This window comes from Solwaraspora sp. WMMA2080 (genome assembly GCF_027497395.1).
Classification (GTDB): Bacteria; Actinomycetota; Actinomycetes; order Mycobacteriales; family Micromonosporaceae; genus Micromonospora_E.
On sequence record NZ_CP114910.1, the window covers coordinates 4,181,071 to 4,202,298 of the forward strand.

The window sequence follows — 21,228 nt, forward strand, 5'->3', positions numbered from 1 at the left end:
GTGCGACCGGGCTACCTGCCGCCGCCGAAGCTGTCGCCGACCGCGCCATCGTCGTCGACCGTGCCGTCGACCGAGGAGACGATCCGGAGGCCGGTGTCCTCGAAGGCTGCGACGAGGTCGTCCCCGGCGTCCAGGGTCACCTTCGCCGGGGCCTCGTCACCACCGTCCAGATAGTGCTCGTTGAACGTCCGGCCGGCCTCGTCGTCGCCCCATGGCCTGGACTCGTTGAGCGCCCGGATGGTGCCGGTGACGCGGGCCCACTCGGCGGCCAGTGTCTCGGCCGCCGCGCCCAGCGCGTTGCCGGCCGGGCGGGCCAGATCCGGGTTGAGGAAGGTCTGCTGCGGCTCGGTCATTGCCGGTCACCCCCGGGCAGGTCGGTGTCGAGCTGGCGGAAGATGCCTTCGAGGTCGAAGTCCATGTGTGCCTGGAACTGTGCGTCGGGCACCATCGGCCGGCAGATCCGCTCGACTTCGGCCATCGCCTGGGCGGTGGCGGCCCGAATGGTCTCAGTGACCGTGGTGGACAGCTGCGCCGCGTCCGGCCGGCGGTAGATCCGGGGGTCGAGCTCCACCTTGGTCACCTGCCCTCTCGGCCCGACCGTCACAGTGACGAGCCCGTCGTCTGAGGTGACGGTGGCCGACACCGCCCGCAGTTGCTGTTGCAGGTCGGCGGCGCCGGACCGCATCCGGTCGAACTGTGCCATCAACTCGTCGGCACGGGCACGCAGGCCGTGCACGTCCATCGTGTCCCTCCCCGTCGCCGCGTCACACCGGGCGCTGCCGGGCACCGACGGTGAGCCGTCATGACGACGATACTGAATGTGTGCCAGCCGCACGAGCCCGCTGGTCGCCGCCGCTGGATAGGATGCCGGGCGGTACGGGAGGTCTGGAGGTCAGCTGATGCGGTCACCGACCCTGCTGCCGGCCGTCGCGCTGGGCGTACTGCTGACCGTCGCGCCGAGCGTGCTGCCGGTTGTCGCGGCGGCACCGGCGTCTGCCGCTCCGGGCAGTTGCCGCAGCCCGGCCGACCCCGGCCCGGTGATCCGTCAGATCTCCTGGCATCAGCGCTGGTTGGCGCCCGAGCGCAGCTGGCCGGTGACCGACGGGTCGGGGGTACGGGTCGCGGTGATCGACTCCGGTGTCGACGCCGACCATCCGCAACTGTCCGGTCAGGTGACTGCCGGCGCCGACCTGACCGGTGTCGAGGCCGACGGCACGGTGGACTGCGCCTCGCACGGCACCGCCGTGGCCAGCCTGATCGCCGCCACCAGGGTGGACGGCGTCGGCTTCCATGGCATCGCCCCAGGGGTGACGATCATGCCGATCCGGGTCACCGAGCGGATCCAGGCGCGGCAGGACGGCTCTGCCTCACCGGCGGACCGGTTGGCCGAGGCGATCGACCTCGCGGTGGCCAGCAGCGCGAAGGTGATCAACATGTCGCTGATCATGTACCGCGCGGACCCGGCGGTACGGGCCGCGGTCGAACGCGCCGTGCAGGCCGACGTGGTGCTGGTGGCCGCAGCCGGCAACAGCCACCAGCAGGGCGCGTCGCCGGATCCGACGCCGTACCCGGCGGCGTTCGACGGGGTGATCGGCGTCGGGGCCATCGACGAGAACGGCGTACGGCTGGCGGACTCCCAGGTCGGTGACTACGTGGACCTGGTGGCGCCGGGTGGGGCGGTGGTGGCGGCGAGCCGGGTGTCCGGACACGCGGTGGTCGCCGGCACCAGCTACGCCGCCCCGGTGGTGAGCGCGGCGGCGGCGCTGCTGCGGGCCGCCGAGCCGGAGCTGTCGGCGGCCGACGTGGCCCGGCGGCTGACGGCGACGGCGGATCCGGCACCCGGCGGCCGGTCGGCGGGCTACGGCCACGGGGTGGTGAACCCGTACCGGGCGGTGACCGAGCGGTTGACGGCGGGCGAGCCGGTCGCCGCGCCGGCGCTGCCGACGGTCGTGCCGGATGCCGTCGCGGCGCAGCGGGCGGCTCGCTGGCAGCGGCTGACCGAGATTGCCGTGGCGGTGGCCGCCGGTACGGCGTTGCTGATCCTGCTGGTCGCGGTGGCCGTGGCGGCGCTGCCGGGTGGCCGACGCCGCCGCTGGCAGCCGACCCGGCGGATGGTCGGCCGCAGCGGCGCGGCATCGCAAGCCGGTACGCGCACCGATCCGCAGGAGGCGTACTTCGTGGTGTCCGGACCGGCCGGTCGGTGACCGAGTCGGTCTACTCGAACTTGGCCCGGTTGGCTGCCTCGCGTGCCTGCATCCGTATGGCCGCTTCGCGCAGCGCCTTCTCGATCCGGTTGAGCAGGTCCTTGAGGTCGGTGGCGGCCGATTCCCACTCGGCCTGCCGGGTCAGGTACGCGGTCTGTGCGTCGCCCTCCCAGGTCGCCACCAGCGGCTGGATGCCGGTCTTGAGGCCGTCGAGCTCTTGGATCATGTTCTTGGCCGCGGTACCGCAATTGTCGGCGGCGTTGTTCAGCGCGGCGAAATCGTAGCGGATGTCCATCTCGATCCCTCCGGTCAGAGCTTCAGCGCCGCGGTGATCTGGCCGGCGGTCGCGCCCGCCGAATCCATCTCGGATTTGATCTCTTCGTCGCTGACTTCGTAGTCCTTACCGGCCGAACCGACCGCTTCGGCGATCGACCGCAACGCCAGGTTCAGCCGCGCCATGTCCTCGTCGAACGCCTGACGCACCTGCTGGAACGAGCCGGCACCGATACCCTTCCACTGGTCATAGAGCGGCATGAGCTGGTCCATCAACTGGTTCAGGTTGCCGGTCAGCCGGTTCGCGACGTCATCGACGTCCTTCTCAGTCTGAACCATCAGCCCGGTATTGGTGTTCATCCCGGTCATGGTGATCTTCACCCCGTCCTCTGGTGGGATGCCCCGCAATCCGAGGGGCGGTGCCGCATGGTGCGCCGACGCACCATCTGTCATCGGAAACGGTAGTTCCTTGTGTCCAGTGGCGCCAGACCGATACCGATCGACCGACGCCACCTGGCCGACTTTTGCCGATCCACAGTAGTCGTTCATGCTGGCCGTCGGGCTGCCGCCGGGTCCAGCGCCGGCCCGCCCGGCAGCCGTACCACCAGGCTGGCGGGTAGCCGCACCGGCTCCACCTCGGGGTAGCCGAGCATCGCGGCGACCGCCCGGTCCGCCAGCGGATAGCGGATGCCGAGGTCGGTCACCAGGGTCAGGGTGCCGGCCGGGGCGTCCGGGGCGGGCATCGACTCGACCAACGCGCCGTGGCCGGGCTCGATCACCACCCGGTCCGCCAGCGGTACGCCGTCGGCGGTGCGTGCCGGGGTGACGATCGCCTGCGTCGGCGGCTCGACCTGCGCGTCGACCAGCACCTGCGGCTGGTGACTGCCGGGCGGATAGCCGGCGCAGACGCTCTGCCGGCCATCGGTCAGCCGCAGGATGTCCGGTCGGCGCTGCGGCGACCGGGCGCCGGTCTCCCCGGACCCGGCCGCCCGGGGCGCGCCGACCACGGTGGCGGCGGCGACCGGCCGCGCGGTCGGCGGCTCGCCGCCGTAAGCGTCCCGGGTGCCGGGATCGGCGAGCAGCACCTCGGCCTGCAACTCGGTCAGCGGCGCCAGTCGGTCCCGTTCGGCAAGGTAGTACTGCCGGTCGCCGGTCTGGTTCTCGACCACGTGGATCGAGCCGGTGACCGCGTCCGGCAGTGCGGTCGACGGCTCGCCCCGGCCGGGCACCGGCCGGCTGCCGATCGGCTCCCCGGCCGGCAACGCGTTCAGCCAGGCCCCGCCGACCAGCACAACCGGCTCGGACCGCAGCGCCAAACCTTCCAGGACGATGTCCTCGTCGACCAGTTCGTGTCGCTGGTCCCGCCAGATCAACTGCAGGTGCCCGGTGTCGGCGTCGCGGACCAGCAGCGCGCCGTTGCCGGTGGGCCGGCCACCGACCGGCGGTTGGCCGACGGTCAGCACCGTGGTGGTCACCAGCTCACCGGACTCGTCCCGGACGGCCTGGGAGCACAGTGTCCACCCGCCGGTCAGGATCCGCTTCGCGTCGGGCAGCGCGTCCGGTGCATCCGGGATGCCGATCCGAGGGCCACGCGGCGTACCGGCCAGGGAGTTGCGTGACACGTCGGTCACCGGGGCGAAGGACTCCAGCGCCAGCAGCGCCGAGGCGTAGTTGACCACCGGGTGCAGGTGACCCTCGCGGTAGAGGTACCTGGTGCCGGTCTCTTTCTCCAGGATCACCGAGGCGCCGTCCTGCCAGCTGGTCGCTCCACCGGGGATGATGAAGCCGAACACCCCGACCGCGCCGAGGCACAGCACCGCCACCATGATCCCACCGAGGCCCGCGCCGCCGAGCCGCTGGAACGGGGCGACCGCCGGATCCGGGTCCCTGGCCACCAGCGCGGACGTCATCCGCTGCACGAAGAACTGGTACGACTGGACCTGGTCGCGCCGCGACGGCATGCCTGGCTTCCTTCCACCCGTCAGCGCTGCGCGGCTGCACCACCACGCGGCGTGCTGCCTACCATAGGGTCCGGTGACGACGGCGTACTTTGGGGTCTCGCCCGTAGCCCGGAAGGAAACATCGATGCTCGGTCGCGACGAGGCGCTGGACCTGGCCCGCCAATGGGCGACCGAGCACGGCGCCGGCACCGACGAACGGATCGGCCTGCACGAGTTCGAGCACGGATACGTCGCCTGGCTGATCCCCACCGACGACGCGGGTAGTCGCACGGCCGGGCCGCCGGCCGGCTCCGGGTCGCCGCGGATCGTGATCGACCGGGAGTCCGGCGAGGTCAGCCAGTGGCCGCCGGTCCCGGTGACGGTTGTCGCCGAGCGGTACACCGCCGCGCGGGCCGCCGACCGCCGGTTCCCGCCGGACGTCCGGCCGGTGCTGGAAGCCGCCGGCTGGTTCCCCGGCCGGGACGTCTCCGCGATGGTCGACCAGTGGGTCGGCCGATGGGCTGGTGAGCTCGACGGGCTGGTCATGACACCGGTCGCCCGCGCGGCGCTGACCGAGTTCGGCGGGCTGACCATCGCCCAGTTCGGCGCCGACGGCACCGCCGACGCCGGCTTCCCGACCTTCGTCCACCCGGTACGCAGCGGCCTGGTCACCGAGGAGGCCCGGGTCTTCGCCGGCGAGTACGACCATCCGGTGTTCCCGCTCGGCGGAAACTCGGACGGCCCCGCCGAGCTGGTCGTCGACGCCGCCGGTCGGGTCCTGCTGCTGCACTGGGCCGGCTACCAGTACGTCGCCGACGACGTCGACACGGCCCTGATCCGGCTGGTCCGGGGCGGCCCGTTCCCGCCGCTGCGCCCGGAGCAGATCGCCGGGCCGGCCGACTGACAGCCGGCTGACCAGCCGGAACCGTCAGCCGTTGATCGCCCGCATGAAGCCGTACAGGCCGAGCACGGCGCAGGCCACCGGCACCACCGCCAACTGCAGCACCACGTCCAGCCCGTCGCCGAGCCGGGCCAGCCGGGGCGTCGGCGGGCGCCGGCTGTAGACCATCCCGGCCGCCAGCACCAGCGCCACCACCAGCAGCACCACCGGCAGCAGGGCCAGCCGGGTACCCGCCGCCATCCCACCCGTACCGATCAGGGTCAGCAGGCCGACACCGACCAGGCCGCCGGCCAGCAGCGGCACCCGGTGCCGGACGGTCGAGACCAGCCGGGCCCGCAGCAGCTGACCGGCCGTCACCACCGCGACCAGCAGCACCGCGCCGGCCGTCGCCGAGAAGGTCAGCACCGCAGACCCGGCGGCGACCACCACGGCGGTACCGAACATCAGGCCGGTCAGCACCTCGTCGGCGCGGGCCGTCGCCCGGTAGATCTCCGCCCGGTCCGGCTGCGGATCGTCGCGGACCAGGTCCTCAGCGGTACGCGGCAGCGCCGGCATCGGCAGCTTGCCCGCCCGGACCGAGATCAGCGGCAGCGCCGGCAGCAGCAGGGTCACCGCGGCCACCAGGACCGCTGCGGCGCGCGGCCCGTCCAGCGGCCCGACGGCCAGCAGCGCCCCGGTCGTCCCGCTGACTCCGGTGAAGAGCGCCGCCACGAAGACCCGGCCGGCGTCGCCGACGCCGAGCATGCCGAGCACCCCGGTCAAGGTCAGCGCCGCCGAACCGACCAGCAGGTGCGGTGCCCCCAGCCCGGTGACCGGTTCGCCGCCGGCCAGCGACACCGCGCCGCCGGCGAAGGCGTACGGCAGGGCCAGGGCGGCGAGCGCCGCGCCGGCCAGCGAGTCGGCCATCGCCCGGGACAGCAGCACGCCGACCGCGACGAGGACGGCTGCGGTGCCGAGCAGGGCCGCCCCGGCGGCCACCCCGGTGCCGTCGGCGGTCACCACCGCGACCAGGGCGAGCAGCAGCAGAACGGCCCCGGCAAGCAGGCCGGTAAGCCGGGTGGCGGCCGGCGTCCAGGGCAGCCCGCGCCGGCGGGCACCGGCGGCGATCGCCTCCATCAGGTCGTCGTAGGCCAGCTCCGGCCACTCGGTGCGGCGGGGCAGCAGATGCAGCATCTCGCCGTCGCGGACCTGCTGCGCGGCGAGCGTACGGTTGAGGTCCAGGGTGGATCCGTTGGTACGGCGCAGCGCCCAGCCGCCGTCGGCCGTACCGTCGGAGGGGTTCTCGTCGGCCTGCCGCAGCACCGCCGGGAGCAGCCCGACCAGCGGCAGGTGTTCGGGCAGGGCGAGGTCGATGCGTCGGGTCGGCGCCACGACGGCGATCCGGGCGAGTCCGGTTCCGGCCTGGGTGACCACTGCTGACTCCTCATCAAGCCGCGCGGGCTGTCCTGACTCGAGAAGGCTACCTACCATGTGCCGGTGCCATCGGTGCCGGTAGCGACCCGGCTTCCGGGTGTGACGACGACGGGGAGGATCGATCCGTGGGTACGGTGGTGATACGGCGTCCGGCCCGCCGGCCCGAGCCGGAGTACCCGTCCGGCGAGGTCCTGCTCGACGCGCCGCCCGAGGTGCCGGCGCCGACCGGACGGTCCTGGGGGCAGCTGATGATGCTGCTGCCGATGCTGGCCGGCTCTGTCGCAATGGCGTTGATGTACGCCGGCCGGGGCGGTTCGACACTCAGCTACGTCGCCGGTGGCCTGTTCGGCCTCTCCGCGCTCGGCATGCTCGCCACCCAACTGTCCAATCAGGCTGGTGGGCCGAGCCGGCAGGAGATGGCGCAGCGGCGACGCGAGTACCTGGCGCATCTGTCGCGGCAGCGACGCCGGGTCCTACGGACCGTACGCCAGCAGCGGGAGGCCGCGTTCTACCGGCACCCCGACCCGCAGACGCTGTGGTCGGTGCCGGTCGGCCCCCGGCTGTGGGAGCGCCGACGCGGCGACCCCGACTTCGCCACCGTACGGGTCGGTCTCGGGCCGCAGGAGCTGGCGACGCCGCTGGTCCCACCGCCGCCGACCGCGCTGGAGAAACTGGAGCCGATGTGCGCGTTGGCGCTGCGACGGTTCCTGACCAGCTACGCGACCGTGCCGCAGCTGCCCGTGGACATGGCGCTGCGCGGCTTCGCCCGGGTGCATCTGCGCGGCGACCCCGACGCCGCCCGGGCCCTGGTCCGGGCGGTGATCGCCCAGGCCACCGCGTTCCACGCGCCGGACGACATACTGGTGGCGGTCTGTCCGGCCCCGGCCCGGCGGGAGCACTGGGAGTGGGTCAAGTGGCTGCCGCACGCCCTGCACCCGACCCGCACCGACGCGACCGGCGCGCTGCGACTGGTGTCGCCGACCGTGACCGGCCTGGAGGCGATGCTCGACGACGTGCTCACCAACCGGCCCCGGTTCAACCTCACCGGCGGCGGCTCCGCCACCACCTCCGGACCGCACCTGCTGGTGGTGCTCGACGGTGGGGACCCGGCCGGCTCCGATCATCTGATGACCGACGGCGGTGTGGAAGGGGTGACCATCGTCGACCTATCCGAGCCACCGCCCCGGGTGCTCGACCGGGCCCGGCTGGTGCTGGAGGTCGCCGCCGACGGGTCGATGACCAGCGTCACCCTGGACGGCCGGGCGCCGATCGGCACCGCCGACACCTGCACGATCGCGGAGGCGGAGGCGTTGGCGATGGAGCTGGCGCCGCTGCGGCTGTCCGCCGCGTCCCGTGGCGAGCAGCCGCTGCACCTGGAGCAGGACCTGGCCGACCTGCTCGACCTGGGGGATCCGTACGAGTTCGACGTGGACCGGGCGTGGACGCCCCGGCCGAACCGGGACCGGCTGCGGGTGCCGCTCGGGCTGACCCCGGACGGCACCCCGGTCGAGCTGGACCTCAAGGAGTCCGCGCAGGACGGCATGGGCCCGCACGGCCTGCTGATCGGCGCCACCGGCTCCGGCAAGTCGGAGCTGCTGCGCACCCTGGTGCTGGCGCTCGCCGCCACCCACTCGTCGGAGACGCTGAACTTCGTACTGATCGACTTCAAGGGCGGGGCGACGTTCACCCGGCTGGACAAGCTGCCGCACACCAGCGCGGTGATCACCAACCTCTCCGACGAGCTGCCGCTGGTCGACCGGATGACCGACGCGATCAACGGCGAGCTGGTCCGCCGGCAGGAGCTGCTCCGCTCGGCCGGCAACTACGCATCGCAGCGCGACTACGAGAAGGCCAGGGCGGCCGGGGCGCCGCTGGAACCCATGCCGGCGCTGCTGATCATCTGTGACGAGTTCTCCGAACTGCTGACCGCCAAGCCGGACTTCATCGACATGTTCGTGCAGATCGGACGGGTCGGCCGGTCGTTGAGCGTGCATCTGCTGCTCGCCTCGCAACGGCTGGAGGAGGGCCGGCTCCGTGGGCTGGACACCCACCTGTCGTACCGGATCGGCCTGCGGACCTTCTCCGCGATGGAGAGCCGGGTGGTGCTCGGCGCCACCGACGCGTACGAACTGCCCCGCTCCCCCGGCCACGGCTACCTGCGGTTCGGCACCGAACCGCTGGTACGGTTCCGGGCCGCGTACGTCTCCGGCACGTACCGCAGCAAGACCGCCGAGGCGGTGGCCGCCGGCGACGGTGACGACCGGGTCCAGGAGTACACCACCCAGTACGTCGCACCCCGGCTGCCGGCCGACGCCCGGCAGCCGGCACCCGAACCGGCCGACCCCACCGGCGAAAGCCTGCTCGACATCCTGGTCAGCCGGCTCACCGGCCGAGGTAGACCGGCCCACCAGGTGTGGCTGCCGCCGCTCGGCGACCCGATGACCCTCGACCAGCTGCTCTCCCCGCTGGTCGCCGACCCCGAACGCGGCATCACCGCCGCCAGCCCGACGCTGCAGGGCGAGCTGCGGGCCGCCGTCGGCCTCATCGACAAGCCGTTCGAGCAGCGCCGCGACGTGCTCTGGCTGGAACTCGGCGGCTCCGCCGGGCACACCGTCGTCGTCGGCGGGCCGCAGAGCGGCAAGAGCACCCTGCTGCGTACGGTCGTGTCGTCGCTCGCCCTCACCCACACCCCGCGTGAGGTGCAGGTCTACTGCCTCGACCTGGGCAGCGGGGCGCTCACCACGCTGCGTGACCTGCCGCAGGTCGGCGGGGTCGCCACCCGGCTGGACGCCGGCCAGGTCCGCCGGACCATCGCCGAGCTGCGGCTGCTGATGGCCCAACGGGAACGCCGGTTCGCCGAGAACCGGATCGACTCGATGGCCACCTACCGGCGGGAACGCCGGCACGGCGGGCACACCGACGACCCGTTCGGCGACGTGTTCCTGGTGATCGACGGCTGGGCGGCGGTACGCGCCGAGTTCGAGGACCTGGAGCCGGCGATCAACGACATCGCCAACCGGGGGCTGTCGTTCGGCGTACACCTGGTGGTCAGCGCCGGCCGGTGGATGGACCTGCGACCGGCGGTACGCGACGTCTTCGGCACCCGGCTGGAGCTGCGCCTCGCCGACGCCAGCGACTCCAACCTGGACCGGCGGGCGGCGATGAACGTGCCGGACAAGTCGCCCGGCCGGGGCATCACCCCGGACGGCATGCAGTTCCTCGCCGCGCTGCCCCGCACCGACGGCGACGCCGACGCCGGGACCCTCGCCGACGGTGCCCGGCGGTTCGTCACCGACGTCGCCGCCGCCTGGCAGGGCCCGGGTGCGCCACCGGTGCGGCTGCTGCCGGCGGTGGTGCCGTACGACTCGGTGCCGGACACCGGACGCCCCGGCGTGCCGATCGGCATCGCCGAGGTCGACCTGCAGCCGGTGCACCTGGACCTGGGCACCGATCCGCACTTCATCGTCTTCGGCGACGGCGAGTCCGGCAAGAGCAGCTTCCTGCGGGCACTGGCCCGGGGCATCACCGACCGCAACGACCTGACCCAGGCCCGGCTCATCGTCGTCGACTACCGGCGCAGCCTGCTCGGCGACATCAGCGAGAAACACCAGATCGGGTACGGCACCTCGGCGGACGTCACCGCCGGCATGCTGACCGAGGTGGTCAACGTGATGCGCGACCGGCTGCCCCCGGCGGACGTGACCCCGGAGCAGCTGCGTACCCGCAGTTGGTGGCGCGGCCCCGACCTGTACATCCTGGTCGACGACTACGACCTCGTCGCCGGTGGCGGCGGCAACCCGCTGCTGCCGCTGCTGGAGTTCCTGCCGCAGGCCCGCGACATCGGGCTGCACCTGGTGATCGCCCGGCGCAGTGGCGGCGCCAGCCGGGCACTGTACGAGCCGATCCTGATGCGACTGCGCGAGCTCAGCTCGCCGGGCCTGGTGATGTCCGGCAGCCGTGACGAGGGGGTGCTGCTCGGCAACGTCCGGCCCGGTCCGCTGCCGCCGGGACGGGGCTGGCTGGTCACCAGACGGGAAGGCACCCGGCTGGTCCAGTTGCTCCATTTACCGTCCACATCGTGACTCTCGGTCCACGGCAGGTGCGGTGACGCGATAGTTTTGTGGATACCGATGTACGCGTGCGGGGCCCGGGGGAGGGATCATGGCGGACGACAGCTGGCTGGTCAACGAGACGATCGACGTCGACATCGAGCAGCTCGACGACTTCGCCCAGTGTGTGATGGACGAGCTGCGGCTCAACTTCCAGCCGAGCCTGGCGAGCGGCATCAACCACATGCTCACCATCCCGGTGCCGTTCGGCGGGTCGGGGATGTCCGAGGGCCGGTTCTTCCAGGGCCGGCACGACGAGAACCGCGAGGCGGCCACCCTGCTGCTCGGCGAGGTGGCGAAGGGCCTCGCCTCGCTGGCGACCGCCGCCAAGTCGATCTCCGCCGAGTACCTCGACGGCGACGCCCTGGTCGCGGCCGACCAGATGACAATTTACACCGCGTTCTCCAATCTAGAAGGCGGCGAGACGCTCGACGATCTCTGGCAGGATCCGGAGAGCGGCATCGAGGATCCGAGTCTGGTGGTCGATCCGGACGAGGAAACCTCCTCCTACGCCCCCGAGGCGGCCGACCGGGACCTGTCGCTGTACGAGGCCGAGACGATCGGTGAGGGCGACGGTGCCTACGACATCCGCGCCGACGACGAGGACATGCACGACGATGAGCTCGACAGCCCGTCGGCCGAGCACTGAGCAGCGCGCATAGCGACGTCGAGGAGCGGGGATGTCCGACGAGTACTTCGGCTGGCAGCCGGTGTCGATCCCGTACGTGAACGCCGTGAACGACTACGTCGTCCACGACTACTCGGATCCGAACCAGCGCTACGAACCCACCGTCTGGGCCAAGGAGACGACCAGCATCGAGACGATGTGGAGTTGGATCCAGAACGAGAGCGACGAGCGGGTGATCGCCGTCGCCGACATGTGGCACCGGATCGGCGTGCTGCTCGACAGCACCCGCACCAACCTGCAGCGGTACGCGACGGCGCTGGCCGCCAAATGGCAGTCACCGGCCGGTGAGTACTTCATGCAACGGGTGGGCGCCACCCTCTACTCGCTCGACGAGTGGAAGGAAGCCGCCGACAGTAACCGCCGTGGCCTGGAGCAGCTGGCCGGCAAGATCGAGTCGACCCAGCAGGAGTTCCGCAGCCTCTGGGAGCAGTACACCGTGGAGGCGGCCGACCCGGACAACGGCCTGCAGTGGTCCGACGCGTACGACTGGATCCCGGGCACCACCGGCCGGACCCGCAAAGACGTGATGGACGACTACTTCGAGCGTGCCCGGGACATCATCAAGCCGTTGGCCGACATGTACATCGACGTGTACCTGAGCCACATCACCCGGGGCAGCACCTTCCGGGGCCCGACCGACGCGGCGGTGGTCCACCCGTCGGTCGCTTTTCCCGGCGGCCCTGGGGCACCGCCGCCCGGCGCGCCGCCGGGTGGTGCGCCGGGCGCACCGTCACCCACGCCACCGCCGCCGGTGCCGGACGGGCTGCACCTGGCTGGGGGCACCGTCGCCCCGCCGACCGCGCCTCCCCCGGTGCCCAACCTGCCGCAGACCGGTGCCGGCCCGGCGCCGGGCCCGCCACCGGCGGTGGTGCCACCCGGCGTCACCCCCGGGCCACGACCGGGGGCACCGGGGGTCAGCCGACCCGGGCAACCGCTGCCGGGTGCGAATCGCCCGAATCCTCCGCTCCGGCCGCCCGGTCCGCCCCGGCCGGCGCTGCCCGGGGCCGGTGGTCCGCCGCCGAACAACCCGGCCAGCCGAGGTCCGGCACCGCAGCGCCCGTCGCTGCCCGGCAGCACCGGACCGACGCCGGGTGGCTCCCGGCCGCCGGGGCCGACCGGCCGCCCCCCGGTCCGACCCACCCCACCGACGACTCCACAGTTGCCCGGCAGCACCGGTGGCCGCCCGGCCGGCGGCGGCACTGGCCGGCCCGCCGCCCCACCCCCCAGCCTGGGCGGCCCACGCAGCCGCCCCGCCGCCCCGACTGCCGGCGCTGCCCGACTACCGCAGCCGCCCGCACCCGGCTCCGCCGGTCGGCCGGGCCCGGCTGCTCCCCGGCTGTCCGGCCGGGCCGGGCCGACGAAGCCCGGCGGTGCCAAGGGCCCGGGTCCGGTGCTGGGCGGGCAACGGGGTGCCGGCCCAGCCAGGGGCACCGGTCGCACCAGCCGCAAGGCCGACGACCGGCAGCAGACCTGGGGGTACGGCGACGGTGACGACGAGCTGTGGCAGACCGACCCGCCGGCTCCCGGCACCATCGACACCCCCGACGAGAAGCCGCCGCAGCAGCAGGGCCGGAGCCTGGGCCAGCGATGAGGCCGGCACACGGCCGAGCTGAGCCGGACGAAGCACCCGAAGCAGTATCATCCGGGCACAGCGCCGGGTCGCCCGGTGACTACCCGACGGAGAGGTGTGCTCCGCCCATGCGTGCTTCCCGGCGGTCGATCGGCCTGGTGGCAGCCGGGCTGCTCGGGCTGCTCGGCACGGTCCCGCTGCCCGCCGGGCCGGCGCAGGCCGACGAGACCCGGGACCAGTCCTGGCACGTCGAGGCGATGCGGCTGCCCGAGGCGCACCGGATCACCCAGGGCGAGGGGGTGACCGTCGCGGTGGTCGACACCGGCGTCGACGCCTCCCACCCCGACCTGCGGGACAACGTATTGCCCGGGGCCGACCTTCACGACCGCGACAGCAAGGGCCACGTCGACCGGCGCAACCACGGCACCGGGATGGCGTCGCTGATCGCCGGGCACGGGCACGGGCCCGGCGGCCGCGACGGAGTGCTCGGGGTGGCGCCGAAGGCCAAGATCCTGCCCATCACGCTCTCCAGCCCGAAGACTGAGATCATCCTCCCCGAGTCCATCGCGCTCGGGATCAACTGGGCGGTCAACAGCGGCGCCGACATCATCAACGTCTCGCTCACCGGGTCATCCGACCCGGCGCTGGAGCAGGCCGTCGAAAGCGCCTACCGGCGCGGCGTCATCGTCGTCGCCGGCATCGGCAACCGCCGCGACATCCTGATCGGGCAGCCGGCCCGCAGTGAGTGGACCATCGCGGTGACCAGCAGCGGACGTGACGGTGGGCTCAGCCCGGAGTCGATCCGCGCCGAGCAGACCCACATCGCCGCACCCGGCGAGGACATCGTGCAAGCTGCCGTCGGTGGCGGCTACTACACGATGGACGGCGCCAGCTCCGCCACCGCGTTGGTGTCGGGGGCGTTCGCGCTGCTCAAGGCACGGTATCCGGACGAGGACCAGGGCAGACTGTTCCAACGGCTGGTCGGTACGGCGTACGACGCCGGGCCGCCCGGCAAGGACCTCGACTTCGGCTGGGGCATCCTGGACATCCACGCGGCGCTCACCACCGAGCCGGACGACCGGGCTAGCCCACGGCCGTCGCCGACCGCCAGCGACCCCGTCGCCTACCTGCCGCCCGAGCCGGGCTACGAATTCGGGCTCGACGAACTGATCGGCATGCTGATCTTCTTCACCATCCTCGGCACGGTGGTCACCGGCATCGTACTGCTGATCCGGTGGCTGCGGCGCCGGGCGGGACGTCCGGCCGGCTCCCGGGATGGTCCACCGCCGATGGCCGACGTCGGTGCACCGGTACCAGCGCCGGCGGCCCAGGCCGGGCCCGATCAGCCGACCGGGGGCGAGCCACCGACCGCCGAGGACGATTCGGTATGGCGTCCACCGAGCCGGTGAACGTACCCGGGCCGGACGCCACCCCCGCCACCGGCCGGCGGCCAGCGGTCGTCGTCGCCGCCGTACTGCTGACCATCCCCACCGCTGCCCTCTGGCTGGTCGCGGGTCTCGCGTTCCTGGTCGTCACCTACCGCGCCGAGGGTGACGCGAAGTTCCTACTGTGGATCATCGCGTTCGCGATCCTCGGCCTCTGCCTGCTGCTGGTCTTCATGACCCTGGCCGGTATGCGGATCGTCTGGGTCGGCGGGCCGAACATGCTGCGGGCCCCGGCCGGGTTCACCGCCGGGCTGCTCCTCGTCGTGCTGGGCGGCCTGCTGCTGTTCGGCAAGATCGAATACCACCCGACGATGCTGCTGCCGATGGTCGTCGGAGCGCTGGCCGGACTGGCGGTGATCCTGCTCGCCACCCCGCCCGCGCGGCGCTGGCTGGCTAAGCAGTAGTCGCCGCTCAGCCGATGCTCGCGGCCGGCGGCGGCTCCACCGGCAGCCAACGTCGGCCGCCCCGGTCGAACCGGGCCAGCAGCTCGTCCCTGCCGTCCTGGTGCAGCACGTGCAGCTCGGCTCCGTCCGGCACGGCCAGTGCCCGCTGCTGCGGCCGCTCGTCGAGCCAGGTCACCGGGGTGTCCGGGCCGGGTTCCCACCGTACGACCGGCACCCACTCGTCGGCGGCGGTGAACGGCGATTCCGGCCCGAGCAGGCCCAACCGGGCGTACAGCCGATCGGGGGTGTCCCGGCCGGGGCCGTGCCAGCGGTGCACCGGGCCGGCCATCCGGTCGTAGCCGTCCGCCACGAACGCGTGCAGGTGGCGGTGCGGGACGACCAGCTGCATCCGGACCGGAACGTCCGGGTCCGCCCCGGCCCGATCCGCGTCGGCACGGTCCGCGTCGGCACCCTCGGTCACGGTCCGGCGCAGTTCGTCGAGCCACCGGCTGACCTGCCGGACCGCCTCTCCGGGCAGGCTCACCGCCGACGCGGTGCCCGGGTTGACGGCGAGCTGCCAGCGCGGGTCCGGCCAGTTCGCGAAGAGTCGCACGCTGGAGGCGACGACCGACGGCGGCGGCACGTCGAACACCTCAGCCAGCATCGCCGGGGAGGTGAAGACCGGCACCGACGGTTGTCCCGCCTCGTCGGGCAGACACCACCAGGGGAACCGGGGGTCGGCCAGGTCGGTCGCGGCGGCGTCGGGGTCGGCGTCCGGCGGCATCGGTACGGTGAACTCGACCCGTAGCAGGGCGGCCATCACCGCGTCCGGGTCCTCGGCCGCGACGGCGGCGCGCAGCGCCCGAGCGATGTCGCCGGCATCGGGTGACGGTGCCAGCTCCCGCAGCTGCCCGGCGGTGATCCGGTGGGCGATCGGCAGTCCCGGGTCGACCGCCAGCCACCAGCTGTCGTCGGGGATCGTGGCGACCACCTCGGCCAGGGTGACCGTCACGTACCGTACCGACTCGCCCGGTAGTCCGGCGGCGATGGCCTGCGGCGAGGTGAAGGCCAGTACGTGTGGAGCGCCGTCGTGCTCGACGGTGGGCCAGGCGAACGGTGCCTGACCGGCGGCGGTCTCGGCCGACACCGGCAGCAGCAGCGGCCCGGTGCCGAGCGCCGCCAGGTAGCCCGCCAGGTCGGCGGCGGCGGCCATGCCCGCCTCGGCAGCGGTGGCCGGCCGCCACCCTGCGGAGGCCGACTCGGACAGTGGCTGCGGCCCTGGCTCCGGGTCGGCGGTCACCAGCTGCCGTCCTCGGCGAGCCGGTGCGGCCGTTGACCGAGGATCAGTGCGGTGACGGCCTGCTCCACCGACCGGCCGAGAAACCAGTCGCCGCCGTGGTCCAGCACGAACACCCGCTGTCGGGCGTCGATGGCCAGGATGCCGGTGCCGTCCGCTTCGACGCCGAGCGGGCTGACCGGTACGCCCAGCGTGTCGGCGAGTACGGCGAGGGTGGCGACGGTGTGCACGGCGCGCAGCGGATCGAGGTGGACGGTGCTCGGCGCGACCGCCTCGCCGGGGCCGTCCGGTTCGACGTACAGGCCGCCGAACTCGGCGTACGCCTCGATCGCGGGACCGACCACGGTGTGCTGCCGCCCGTCGGGGCCGACGTGCGCGGCGACCCGCAGGGCCCAGTCGCGGCCCCGCTGCTCGTCGCGCCGGCAGGGCTGCCAGCCGGCTAAGGTCAGGGCGGCCAGCACCTCCGTCGGGAACCGGTCGTCGCCGGGCATCAAAAGCGTCTCCATCCCGAACCAGTCGAGCAGTTGGCGGCAGGACCGGCACGGGGCGACCGCCGTGCCGTGGGCCGGATCGTCGGGCTCGCGGATCAGGGTGACCCGGATCCTGGCCGCCCACAGCGCCGCGCGGGCCGCAGCTGGGGACAGTTCGGGGCCGGGCTGGCGCTGCTGTACGGCGTACAGCCGGTCGGAGATCAGCACCGGCTCGGCGCACCAGCCGACGAAGCGTTCCCGCTGACCGACCGGAAGTTCGTCCAGGATCCGCCGCACCAGCGGGTGCAGCTGCGGGAGATGGTCGCCACGGACCGAGGTGTGGGTGTGGACCTCGCCGTCGACCAGCAGAGCGGCTGCCGTCAACGGCAGCGTGCGTACCGCCATCACGCTCTCCTTTCCGCCGGTCTTCCGGGTCCGGCCGGAGGCCCCGGGATCCCGCCGTAGAGCGTAGACAACCGGTGCCGGTCGTTGCTGCCTGCTGCGGCCCGGCGGCGACGCGGTCGTTCAGACGCGGTCGTTCAGACGCGGTCGTTCACCGGACACCAGGTCTGGTGGTGCTGCGATATCGTCGGAATCCCCTGTCCCACCGTGTACGAAGCCCGGAGCGATGACGCGCACCCTCTTGGTCAGTCCGGACCAGCCAGGCGCCTATCCGTCGATCGGTGACGCGCTCGCGGCGGCGTCCGACGGGTCGGTGGTGGCCGTCGACCCCGGCACCTACTACGAGGCGGTGTTCGTCAACGATCGACAGATCACTGTGGTCGCCGCGCAGGGTGCCGGTTCGGTGACCGTCGACGCCTCCGCCGGCAACTATCCGACCGTGTCCGCCAACGGCGGCACCCTCGAACTGCGTGACCTGGTGCTGCTGGCCGGCGACGCGCCGACGGTGGCGGTCGACCGGGCACGGCTGACGATGACCGGCTGCCAACTGCGGGCCGGGTTCGGCGCCGGCGTCGTGATCGGCAACCGGTCGAGTTTCACGCTGACCCGGTGCACGGTCACCGGGGCGCGGCACGGCCTGGTGGTCGAGGACTCGGACGGCACCGTCGACGGTTGCGAGTTTACCGACCTCGCCGAGGACGGCGTGATCGTGCGGATCGGGGCCGCGCCGACCATCCGGGCGTCGACGATCAGCGGCTGCGGCAACCGGGGCGTCTACATCTACCAGCACGGCCGTCCGGTGCTGGAGACGTGCGAGATCTTTCGGACCGGCGGTGCCGGGGTGGCGGTCGCCCACCAGAGCGCGCCGACGCTGCGGCGCTGCCGGATCCGCGACACCCGTGGGCCGGCGGTCTCTTTCGGTCGGGGCTGTGCGGGCAGTGTCGAGGAGTGCAGCACCGAGAACACGGCGATGCCGGCGTTCGACATCGCCGAGGGGGCCGAGCCGACCATCGTCACCGGTACGGCGAGCCGACGTGCGGTGTTCGGCGCGGCCGCCGCCGCGTCGGCCGGCGGGCCGGACACCGCCCGTACCGAGGAGTTGCTGGCCGAGCTCGACGCGATGGTCGGCCTGGAGTCGGTCAAGGACGAGGTACGCGGGCTGATCGACGAGATCCAGGTGAACGAGTGGCGGCGTGGCGCCGGGCTGCCGGTCAGCGCGGTCAGCCACCATCTGATCTTCGCGGGCGCGCCGGGCACCGGTAAGACGACGGTGGCCCGGATCTACGGTGAGCTGCTGGCCGCCCTGGGGGTGCTGTCCGGCGGGCCGTTCCGCGAGGTGTCCCGGCGCGACCTGGTCGGGCAGTACCTGGGCCACACGGCGGAGAAGACGGCCGCCGTCTTCGAGCAGGCTCTGGGCGGTGTGCTCTTCGTCGACGAGGCGTACACCCTGTCCCGGTCGTTCGGCAGTGGTGGGGACTTCGGTCAGGAGGCGATCGACACCCTGGTCAAGCTGATGGAGGATCACCGCGACGAGATCGCGGTGATCGCCGCCGGCTACACCGGGGAGATGCGGCAGTTCCTCGACGCCAACCCCGGCCTGGCGTCCCGGTTCGCCAGGACGATCGAGTTCGGCAACTACACCCCGGAGCAGTTGGTGGTGATCGTCGAGCGGATGGCGGCGAACGACGAGTACCTGCTCGCCGCCGCGGTGCCGGAGGTCCTGCTCGGACACTTCTCGGCGGTGCGGCGGGACGAGAGCTTCGGCAACGCCCGCGAGGCGCGCAAGCTCTTCGAGGGGGTACGCAAGGCGCAGGCGCAGCGGCTGCGCCAGTCCGGCCAGCGGCCCAGCCTGGACGAGCTGCGTTCGGTGACCGAGGCCGACGTCCGTACGGCGACCGGACGCTGAGCGATGACGACCGACCCCGGCCCTCCCGCCGACCAGTCGTCGGGCGCACCGGCCGGCTGGCAGCAGTGGGCACCGCCCCGACAGCGCGACGCCGCGCCGATGCCCGCAGCGGCACCGCCACCTGCAGCCGCACCACCGACGCTGGGTGTGGCCGGCTCGGCCCCCACCTCGGAGCTGCCGATGGTCCACGCTGCCGGACTGTCGACCGGGCAGGTCGCGGGCCGCTCGGCGGCGGCGGCGCGGGCCGCCGTGCCGGTGCCGCCGGCCGGATCAGGATCGGGCCAGCCGACCTCGGACATGATCCCCGGCATCGCCGGGTCGGCAGCTGCGGCGTCGACCCCGGCAGCGACGTCGGGCAGCCGGATCCGGCCCCGGCGGGTCCGCCCCGGCACCGGCCCGTTCGCCATCGGGCAGCTGGTCTACTGGCAGCTGGCGGCGACGGTTTTGCTCGCCGCGTACCAGCGGGGGCCGGTCGTGGCGCTGGTGTCGGCGGCGGCGCTGGCCGTGCTGCTGGCACCGACGGTGGTCCGACTGCGCGGGCGGTGGCTGTACCAGTGGATGGCGGTGTGGGTGCGGTACCGGCTGCGGCCCCGACGGTTGCCGGCCGGTGGCGACAACCGGGCGGCGGGCCTGCTGCGGTTCGTGGAGCCGACCGCCATGGTGGACGATGTCACGGTCAGCGGCCGGACGATGGCGACGATCAGTCACCGGGGTGGCGTCTGCGCCGTCGTAGAGCTCGACCCTGCCGACGGCTCGCTGTTCGTCGGCTCCGCGCTGAGTCTGCCGTCCCCGGCGGCGCTGCTGCCGGCGGCGGATCCGGCTGCCCCGCCGATCTCGGTGCAGTTGCTCGTTCAGGTCGCGGCGGCACCGCGCGCGCACACCGGCCGAGGGCTGGTGGAGCGCTCCTACCGCGAACTGACCGGCGGTGACGTGCCGGCCCGTCGGCGGGCCTGGCTGGTGCTCCAGGTGATGCGTACGCCGGACAGCTACACCGATCGGGAGCTGGCACCGGCGCTGGTGTCGTCGGTCCGGCGGGTCCAGCGCCAGCTGAAGCAGGACCGGGTGCCGGCCCGGCTGCTGGGCGGCGACGATCTGCTGACCGCTGTCGGCTACCTGGCGCAGCTGCCCAGCCGGCTGGACAGCGGCAACGTCTATGGCACCGCCAGCAACCGGGTCGCCGGCGAGGAGACCTGGCAGGCGTGGTGGAGCGGTGAGGTCCCGCAGGTCTGCCGCCGGCTGCTGCGCTGGCCGGAGCTGCCGTGGCAGCTGGACGACGTGTTGCGGCAGCTGCCGATGGTCGACACGGTGGTGTCGGTCGCCGTCGCCCGGGAGCCGGGGCATCCGACCGAGGCGGCCGCCGGGGACGTGACGGTGTCGGCCGCGGTCCGGCTCACCGCCGCCGATGTGACGACGCTGGCCGTCGGCGACCAGGCCCTGACCGAGGCGGTACGCGAACGCGGCGGGCTGACCGAGCGGATCGACGGTGAGCATGTCCGTGGGCTGGCCGCCACCCTGCCGCTCGGGGGGTTTCTGCCGTGACGGGTCCGTTGTCGATCATCCCGCCGGCCGGCCTGCACACCACCGGTCCGGAGGCACTCGGCGACGTACGGTTGCGGGCCGGCGGCGACGGCATGGTCGTCGGGCGCAACCGGCAGGGCGGGCCGGTCGCGGTGCGGCTGTTCCGCCCGGAACCGACCCGGTTGCTGCTGGTCGGCGGGCTGCGCTGCGCGCAGCTGCTCACGCTGCGGGCGATGGCGCTCGGCGCGCACCTGTTCATCCAGACCGCCCGCGAGCCGGACTGGCAGGGGATTCTGCACCAGTGCGGTCTGGGTCGGGAGTCGGCGTCGTTTCTGCCGCCCGGTGCCCAGCCGCCACCACCGCCGTCACCGGCGCATCCCCAGCTGCTGGCGGTGGACGTCGGCCCGGCGATGGGCGGTACGCCGGAGGTGGGGGCGCCGTGGCGGACGACGATGGTGGTCCGCAACGACGTCGGCAGTTGGGATCTCGATCCGCTGGTCCGCAGTGACCTGGTGGTGCTGCAGCGGTTGACCGCCGCCGAAGCGGCACTGGTGGCGTCGGCGTTGGGGTTCACCGAGGCGCAGAGCTGGTTGACCCGGATCCATCCGGAGATGGTCGGCCTGGTCAGTCAGGGCCGGCTGCAGTGGGTGATGCTGCATCCGACGTCGATGGAGTCGGCACTGCTCGGCCCGGTCGGCCGGCCCTGACC

18 protein-coding genes are annotated in these 21,228 nt (G+C 73.1%); 10 read left to right on the forward strand and 8 right to left on the reverse strand.

The window, feature by feature from the left end:
• Window positions 1-11: 11 nt before the first annotated feature.
• Together O7543_RS18925 and O7543_RS18930 are read right to left on the reverse strand one after the other, a co-directional pair.
• The gene (locus O7543_RS18925; protein ID WP_281552621.1) at window positions 12-353 is read right to left on the reverse strand and encodes a hypothetical protein; all 342 of its coding nucleotides are present in this window, start codon (window positions 351-353) and stop codon (window positions 12-14) included.
• Window positions 350-742 carry a YbaB/EbfC family nucleoid-associated protein gene (locus O7543_RS18930; protein WP_281552620.1) on the reverse strand — a complete coding sequence of 131 codons (393 nt, stop codon included), beginning with the start codon at window positions 740-742 and terminating at the stop codon, window positions 350-352. Before O7543_RS18930 ends, O7543_RS18925 begins: the two co-directional genes overlap by 4 nt.
• Window positions 743-899: 157 nt before the next feature.
• On the opposite strand from O7543_RS18930, the gene mycP reads away from it, so the two are divergent.
• Window positions 900-2,204, forward strand: a complete 1,305-nt coding sequence (mycP, locus tag O7543_RS18935; protein ID WP_281552619.1) for a type VII secretion-associated serine protease mycosin — start codon at window positions 900-902, stop codon at window positions 2,202-2,204.
• Between the two features lie 10 nt (window positions 2,205-2,214).
• Here mycP and O7543_RS18940 read toward each other — a convergent pair whose 3' ends face one another.
• The 3 genes from O7543_RS18940 to eccB form a co-directional block, all read right to left on the reverse strand.
• Window positions 2,215-2,499: a WXG100 family type VII secretion target gene (locus O7543_RS18940; protein WP_281552618.1), complete on the reverse strand. Its 285-nt coding sequence runs from the start codon at window positions 2,497-2,499 to the stop codon at window positions 2,215-2,217.
• 14 nt (window positions 2,500-2,513) lie between these two features.
• Window positions 2,514-2,846, reverse strand: coding sequence for a WXG100 family type VII secretion target (locus O7543_RS18945; RefSeq protein WP_278174686.1), 333 nt, complete (start codon window positions 2,844-2,846; stop codon window positions 2,514-2,516).
• A 176-nt stretch (window positions 2,847-3,022) separates the two neighbouring features.
• Window positions 3,023-4,438 (reverse strand): type VII secretion protein EccB, encoded by a 1,416-nt coding sequence (eccB, locus tag O7543_RS18950; RefSeq protein ID WP_281552617.1) that lies wholly within the window; start codon window positions 4,436-4,438, stop codon window positions 3,023-3,025.
• A 124-nt stretch (window positions 4,439-4,562) separates the two neighbouring features.
• Between eccB and O7543_RS18955 the strand changes: the two genes are divergently transcribed.
• Window positions 4,563-5,321, forward strand: coding sequence for an SUKH-3 domain-containing protein (locus tag O7543_RS18955; protein WP_281552616.1), 759 nt, complete (start codon window positions 4,563-4,565; stop codon window positions 5,319-5,321).
• A gap of 24 nt (window positions 5,322-5,345) precedes the next feature.
• On the opposite strand, the gene eccD is transcribed toward O7543_RS18955, so the two are convergent.
• The gene (eccD, locus tag O7543_RS18960) at window positions 5,346-6,731 is read right to left on the reverse strand and encodes a type VII secretion integral membrane protein EccD (protein ID WP_281552615.1); all 1,386 of its coding nucleotides are present in this window, start codon (window positions 6,729-6,731) and stop codon (window positions 5,346-5,348) included.
• 125 nt (window positions 6,732-6,856) lie between these two features.
• Here eccD and eccCa point away from each other — a divergent pair, with 125 nt between their 5' ends.
• From eccCa to O7543_RS18985, 5 genes are all read left to right on the forward strand, one after another.
• Complete coding sequence (gene eccCa, locus O7543_RS18965) at window positions 6,857-10,813, forward strand: type VII secretion protein EccCa (RefSeq protein WP_281552614.1); 3,957 nt, start codon at window positions 6,857-6,859, stop codon at window positions 10,811-10,813.
• A gap of 79 nt (window positions 10,814-10,892) precedes the next feature.
• Window positions 10,893-11,489, forward strand: coding sequence for a hypothetical protein (locus O7543_RS18970; protein WP_281552613.1), 597 nt, complete (start codon window positions 10,893-10,895; stop codon window positions 11,487-11,489).
• A 31-nt stretch (window positions 11,490-11,520) separates the two neighbouring features.
• Entirely contained in the window at window positions 11,521-13,119 is a 1,599-nt protein-coding gene (locus O7543_RS18975) for a hypothetical protein (RefSeq protein ID WP_281552612.1), read from the forward strand.
• Between the two features lie 107 nt (window positions 13,120-13,226).
• On the forward strand, window positions 13,227-14,507 hold the full coding sequence (locus O7543_RS18980) for a S8 family serine peptidase (RefSeq protein WP_281552611.1): 1,281 nt from the start codon (window positions 13,227-13,229) through the stop codon (window positions 14,505-14,507).
• Window positions 14,486-14,947: a hypothetical protein gene (locus O7543_RS18985; protein WP_281552610.1), complete on the forward strand. Its 462-nt coding sequence runs from the start codon at window positions 14,486-14,488 to the stop codon at window positions 14,945-14,947. The genes O7543_RS18980 and O7543_RS18985 overlap by 22 nt, the downstream gene beginning before the upstream one ends.
• Window positions 14,948-14,954: 7 nt before the next feature.
• Here the strand turns inward: O7543_RS18985 and O7543_RS18990 are convergent, their stop codons facing one another.
• Together O7543_RS18990 and O7543_RS18995 are read right to left on the reverse strand one after the other, a co-directional pair.
• On the reverse strand, window positions 14,955-16,226 hold the full coding sequence (locus tag O7543_RS18990) for an SseB family protein (protein ID WP_281552609.1): 1,272 nt from the start codon (window positions 16,224-16,226) through the stop codon (window positions 14,955-14,957).
• Window positions 16,223-17,098: an SUKH-3 domain-containing protein gene (locus tag O7543_RS18995; protein ID WP_281567173.1), complete on the reverse strand. Its 876-nt coding sequence runs from the start codon at window positions 17,096-17,098 to the stop codon at window positions 16,223-16,225. The genes O7543_RS18990 and O7543_RS18995 overlap by 4 nt, the downstream gene beginning before the upstream one ends.
• 223 nt (window positions 17,099-17,321) lie before the next feature.
• Here O7543_RS18995 and O7543_RS19000 point away from each other — a divergent pair, with 223 nt between their 5' ends.
• From O7543_RS19000 to O7543_RS19010, 3 genes are read left to right on the forward strand one after another with little or no spacing between them, the layout of a single operon-like run.
• Window positions 17,322-19,001, forward strand: coding sequence for a right-handed parallel beta-helix repeat-containing protein (locus O7543_RS19000; protein ID WP_281567174.1), 1,680 nt, complete (start codon window positions 17,322-17,324; stop codon window positions 18,999-19,001).
• Between the two features lie 3 nt (window positions 19,002-19,004).
• Complete coding sequence (gene eccE / locus O7543_RS19005; protein ID WP_281567175.1) at window positions 19,005-20,540, forward strand: type VII secretion protein EccE; 1,536 nt, start codon at window positions 19,005-19,007, stop codon at window positions 20,538-20,540.
• Window positions 20,537-21,226, forward strand: coding sequence for a hypothetical protein (locus O7543_RS19010; protein WP_281567176.1), 690 nt, complete (start codon window positions 20,537-20,539; stop codon window positions 21,224-21,226). The genes eccE and O7543_RS19010 overlap by 4 nt, the downstream gene beginning before the upstream one ends.
• Window positions 21,227-21,228: the final 2 nt, after the last annotated feature.

Excerpts from the sequence above, each read along its gene's own strand:
- O7543_RS18925 (WP_281552621.1), bottom strand. The coding sequence starts at position 353 with ATGACCGAGCCGCAGCAGACCTTCCTCAACCCGGATCTGGCCCGCCCG.
- O7543_RS18930 (WP_281552620.1), bottom strand. The coding sequence starts at position 742 with ATGGACGTGCACGGCCTGCGTGCCCGTGCCGACGAGTTGATGGCACAG.
- mycP (WP_281552619.1), top strand. The coding sequence starts at position 900 with ATGCGGTCACCGACCCTGCTGCCGGCCGTCGCGCTGGGCGTACTGCTG.
- O7543_RS18940 (WP_281552618.1), bottom strand. The coding sequence starts at position 2,499 with ATGGACATCCGCTACGATTTCGCCGCGCTGAACAACGCCGCCGACAAT.
- O7543_RS18945 (WP_278174686.1), bottom strand. The coding sequence starts at position 2,846 with ATGACCGGGATGAACACCAATACCGGGCTGATGGTTCAGACTGAGAAG.
- eccB (WP_281552617.1), bottom strand. The coding sequence starts at position 4,438 with ATGCCGTCGCGGCGCGACCAGGTCCAGTCGTACCAGTTCTTCGTGCAG.
- O7543_RS18955 (WP_281552616.1), top strand. The coding sequence starts at position 4,563 with ATGCTCGGTCGCGACGAGGCGCTGGACCTGGCCCGCCAATGGGCGACC.
- O7543_RS18970 (WP_281552613.1), top strand. The coding sequence starts at position 10,893 with ATGGCGGACGACAGCTGGCTGGTCAACGAGACGATCGACGTCGACATC.
- O7543_RS18975 (WP_281552612.1), top strand. The coding sequence starts at position 11,521 with ATGTCCGACGAGTACTTCGGCTGGCAGCCGGTGTCGATCCCGTACGTG.
- O7543_RS18980 (WP_281552611.1), top strand. The coding sequence starts at position 13,227 with ATGCGTGCTTCCCGGCGGTCGATCGGCCTGGTGGCAGCCGGGCTGCTC.
- O7543_RS18985 (WP_281552610.1), top strand. The coding sequence starts at position 14,486 with ATGGCGTCCACCGAGCCGGTGAACGTACCCGGGCCGGACGCCACCCCC.
- O7543_RS18995 (WP_281567173.1), bottom strand. The coding sequence starts at position 17,098 with ATGGCGGTACGCACGCTGCCGTTGACGGCAGCCGCTCTGCTGGTCGAC.
- O7543_RS19000 (WP_281567174.1), top strand. The coding sequence starts at position 17,322 with ATGACGCGCACCCTCTTGGTCAGTCCGGACCAGCCAGGCGCCTATCCG.
- eccE (WP_281567175.1), top strand. The coding sequence starts at position 19,005 with ATGACGACCGACCCCGGCCCTCCCGCCGACCAGTCGTCGGGCGCACCG.